The organism is Streptomyces sp. NPDC059564, assembly GCF_042735575.1.
Taxonomy (GTDB): domain Bacteria; phylum Actinomycetota; class Actinomycetes; order Streptomycetales; family Streptomycetaceae; genus Streptomyces.
Map to the genome: position 1 here is coordinate 1 of NZ_JBHWBP010000486.1, position 4,489 is coordinate 4,489.

Annotated in this window: 3 protein-coding genes; all 3 read left to right on the forward strand. The window is 70.5% G+C overall.

Annotation, left to right across the window (positions count from 1 at the left end; all coding sequences use genetic code 11):
- Positions 1 to 410 precede the first annotated feature (410 nt).
- Entirely contained in the window at positions 411 to 1,874 is a 1,464-nt protein-coding gene (locus tag ACFV0Q_RS38650; RefSeq protein WP_385012393.1) for an NCS2 family permease, read from the forward strand.
- Positions 1,875 to 1,948: 74 nt separating this feature from the next.
- Positions 1,949 to 3,112: an XdhC family protein gene (locus tag ACFV0Q_RS38655; RefSeq protein WP_385012395.1), complete on the forward strand. Its 1,164-nt coding sequence runs from the start codon at positions 1,949 to 1,951 to the stop codon at positions 3,110 to 3,112.
- A 111-nt stretch (positions 3,113 to 3,223) separates the two neighbouring features.
- Positions 3,224 to 4,480 (forward strand): YncE family protein, encoded by a 1,257-nt coding sequence (locus ACFV0Q_RS38660; protein ID WP_385012397.1) that lies wholly within the window; start codon positions 3,224 to 3,226, stop codon positions 4,478 to 4,480.
- Positions 4,481 to 4,489: the final 9 nt, after the last annotated feature.

Here is a 4,489-nt window from a genome sequence, read left to right on the forward strand (position 1 = left end):
CCGCCCCGCGCGCCCACCCCCCCGCCCCCCGCACGGCCCCACACCCCCCCGCCCCGCCCCCTGGACCCCCCCCCCGCCCCCCCCCGGCCCGGGGGGGCCGGGGGGCCGCGAGGCCCCCGGACCCCCCTGGATTTCCGGGCGGTGTGACACGGGAACGTCACACTTTCAGTCACACCGCCCGGAGCACGCAGTACCGCACCGCTCGCGGTCCTCGTCACCCCGGCAGTACCCCTGCCGAAAACCCCCACGTAGTACCAGCGGTCACCACCGCACTACCCGCAGTACACGCAGTGCACATTTTGCGTCGCCTCGGGCCGTCACCCCGGGTCGTGCAGCCAAACGGAATTTCCCAAATCCCGCGTCTCCAATCTTTATGCGGGTGCCCCTTTGAACCTTGGGAGTTAGGCACCATGACCCAGTCATCAGTGGAGTCCAAGACCACAGCGGAAGAGGCCGGCGACGGCTCTCTGAACCCCGCCGGGAGATCTTGGCTCGACCGGTACTTTCACATAACGCACAGAGGGTCCAACGTCGGCAACGAGGTCCGTGGCGGTATCACGACCTTCATGGCGATGGCGTACATCCTCCTGCTCAACCCGCTCCTCCTCTCCGGCAAGGACGTCGCCGGAGACACCATGAGCCAGAAGGCGCTGATCACCGCCACGGCCTTCGCCGCGGCGCTGACCACCCTGCTCATGGGCTTCATCGGCAAGGTCCCGCTGGCGCTGGCCGCCGGCCTCTCCGTCTCCGGAGTGCTGTCCTCGCAGGTGGCGCCGCAGATGACCTGGCCGCAGGCCATGGGCATGTGCGTGATGTACGGCATCGTGATCTGTCTCCTGGTCGTCACCGGCCTCCGAGAGATGATCATGAATGCGATCCCCCTCGCGCTCAAGCACGCCATCACCATGGGCATCGGCCTCTTCGTCGCCCTGATCGGCCTCGTCAAGGCCGGCTTCGTCGGCAAGGGCTCCGAGTTCGGTCCCCCGGTCCAGCTCGGCTCCGTCGGCGAGCTCGCCGGCTGGCCCGTCCTGCTCTTCTGCGTCACCCTGCTGACGATCTTCATGCTCCAGGCCCGCAAGGTCCGCGGCGCGATCCTCATCGGCATCGTCGGCGGCACCGTCCTCGCGGCCATCCTGAACGCCGTCGCGGACATCGACCCGAAGGCCTGGAAGAGCGGCGCGCCGGAGCTCAGCGGCTCGGCCATCTCGATGCCCGACTTCTCGCTCTTCGGAAAGGTCGAGTTCGGCGGCTGGGGCGACGTCGGCTTCATGACGATCGGCATGATCGTCTTCACGCTGGTGCTCGCCGGCTTCTTCGACGCGATGGCCACCATCATCGGCGTCGGCACCGAGGCCAAGCTCGCCGACGACCAGGGCCGGATGCCGGGCCTGTCCAAGGCGCTGTTCATCGACGGTGCCGGTGGCGCCATCGGTGGCATCGCGGGCGGCTCCGGCCAGACCGTGTTCGTCGAGTCCGCCACCGGCGTCGGCGAGGGCGCCCGCACGGGCCTCGCCTCCGTCGTCACCGGCCTCTTCTTCGCCGCCTGCCTCTTCTTCACCCCGATCACGCAGATCGTCCCCAGCGAGGTCGCCTCCGCGGCCCTGGTGGTCATCGGCGCGATGATGATGCAGAACGCCCGCCACGTGGACTGGGCCGACAGCGCGACCTCCATCCCGGTCTTCCTGACCGTGGTGATCATGCCCTTCACCTACTCGATCACCCCCGGCGTGGCCGCCGGTGTGATCTCGTACGTGGCGATCAAGGTCGCTCAGGGCAAGGCGCGCGAGGTCGGAGCCTTCATGTGGGTCCTGACCGGGGTCTTCCTGGTCTTCTTCGCCCTCCACCCCATCGAGGCGTGGCTCGGCGTCAAGTAGGGCCGGCCATGATCCGTACCTGACCCTCCGCGCATCCGATACTGGAATCCACACCTCTCCGAGGAGGCCCGCACATGCTGGACATCGCCGAAGAACTCAACCGGTGGGTCGAGCAGGGACGAGACTTCGCCGTCGCCACCGTCGTGGCGGTCGGCGGGAGCGCGCCCCGGCAGCCGGGAGCGGCGCTCGCCGTCGACGGCGAGGGCACGGCCATCGGCTCGGTGTCCGGCGGATGCGTGGAGGGCGCGGTGTACGAGCTGTGCCGCCAGGCGCTCGAAGACGGCGAGACCGTCCAGGAGCGCTTCGGCTACAGCGACGACGATGCCTTCGCCGTGGGCCTGACCTGCGGCGGAATCATCGACATCCTCGTCACCCCGGTCCCGGTGGGCTCCCCGCAGCGGGAGGTGCTGGCGCTCGCGCTGGCCGCCGCCGCGCACGGGGAGACGGCGGCCGTGGCACGGATCGCCACGGGCCCGGCCGAGCTGATGGGCCGCGCGGTGGTCGTCCGCGGCGACGGCACCTTCGAAGGGGGCTTCGGCGGACACCCCGAGCTGGACCGCGCCATCGCCGAGGAGGCCCGCGCCATGCTCGACGCCGGGCGCACCGGCGTGGTGGAGATGGGCGCCGACGGCCGGCTGTGCGGGGAGCCGCTCAAGGTGCTCGTCGAGTCCAGCGTCCCGCCCCCGCGGATGATCGTCTTCGGCGCCATCGACTTCGCCTCCGCCCTGGTGCGGATCGGCAAGTTCCTCGGCTACCGGGTCACGCTGTGTGACGCCCGGCCCGTCTTCGCCACGAAGAACCGTTTCCCCGAGGCGGACGAGATCGTGGTCGACTGGCCCCACCGCTACCTGCAGGCCGAGGCCGAATCCGGTGGGGTCGACGCCCGGACCGTCCTGTGCGTCCTGACCCACGACGCCAAGTTCGACGTACCGCTCCTCGAACTGGCCCTGAGGCTCCCCGTCGCCTACGTCGGCGCCATGGGCTCCCGCCGCACCCACGAGGACCGCAACAAGCGGCTCCGCGAGGTGGGCGTGACCGAGCTCGAACTGGCCCGCCTGCGCTCCCCGATCGGCCTGGACCTCGGCGCCCGCTCCCCGGAGGAGACCGCGCTGTCCATCGCCGCCGAGATCGTCGCGAACCGCCGCGGCGGCACCGGCGTGGCCCTGACCGGCGCACACATACCGATCCACCCGGACGCCTCGAAGGCGGCTCTCAGCCGGATCGGGTCCGTCGCTTGAAGCGGTGACCGAAGCTGAACGAAGGGCGCACCCCGTGAGGGTTGCGCCCTTTCGTCGTCCCGTCTATTTTACCGGCCGGTAACAGCGCTTCCTGACAACGGAGTTGAGCGGATGTCCCGGACCGTACGCACCGCCCGCACCCCCTTGCGCCTGCTCCTCGCCGTCTGCGCGCTGGCCGCGGGCACGCTCGCGGCGGGCCCCGCGCCGAGCGCCGCCGCCGACCTGCGCGAGGTGCTCTTCGTCGGCAACAACTGGGACGGCACCGCCGACGTCCTCGCCTCGACCGGCGACCTCGCCGGGATCGGCCGGATCAACGTGATCCCCGACAAGGAGGAACGCCTGCGGGAGATCTACCTCAACCCCGTCAAGCTCGGTTTCTTCCTCGGGATACGGGCCGGCGCCGGCGAGGGCCACGACCAGTTCGCGGACGACATGTACACCACCCCCGACGGCTCCGCGGTCGTGGTCTCCCGCCCCAGCTTCGCCGACGTCGTCTCCCTCGACGTCCGCTCCGGCCGGATCAACTGGCGCTTCCCGGTCGCCGGCTTCCGCGCCGACCACATGGCGGTCTCGCCCGACGGCACCCGCGTCGCCGTCTCCGCCTCGACCGCCAACACCGTGCACGTCCTCGACATCGCCACCGGCCGTCAGACCGGCTCCTTCGCCACCGGCGACAAACCGCACGAGAACACCTTCTCCCGCGACGGCCGCTTCCTGTGGAACAGTTCCATCGGGGACGTCACCTCCGCCCTCGACGCACCCTGGCTGGACTGGACGAAGGGCGACCGGAAGATCACCGTCGTCGACGCGCAGACCTTCCGTACGGTCCGGGTCATCGACATGCGCCAGCGCCTCGACGCCTTCGGGCGCTCCGACCTCTCCGACGCCGTCCGGCCGATGTCCTTCAGCCCCGACGAGTCGAAGCTCTACTTCCAGGTGTCGTTCTTCAACGGCGTCGTCGAATACGACGTGGCCACCGACCGGATCACCCGTATCAAGGAACTCCCGGCCAACCCCGCCACCAGCACCGACCGCACCACCTGGGTCAACGACTCCCGCCACCACGGCCTGTCGATGAGCCCCGACGGCACGAAGCTGTGCGTCGCCGGGACCATGGACGACTACGCGACCGTCGTGGACCGGGCCACCCTCGCCCAGGGGCCCCTGGTCCCGGCCGACAAGCCCTACTGGGCCACGGTCGACGGGGACGGCACGGCCTGCGTGATCTCCGAGAGCGGCGCGGACCGGGTCACCGCCATCGACTTCGCCACCGGCGCCAAGCGGGTCTCCGTCCCCGTCGGCGACCACCCCCAGCGGGTCCGCCTCGGCCACGTCCCGGCCGGCTGGAGCGGGCCGGCCGCCCACTGACCGACACGG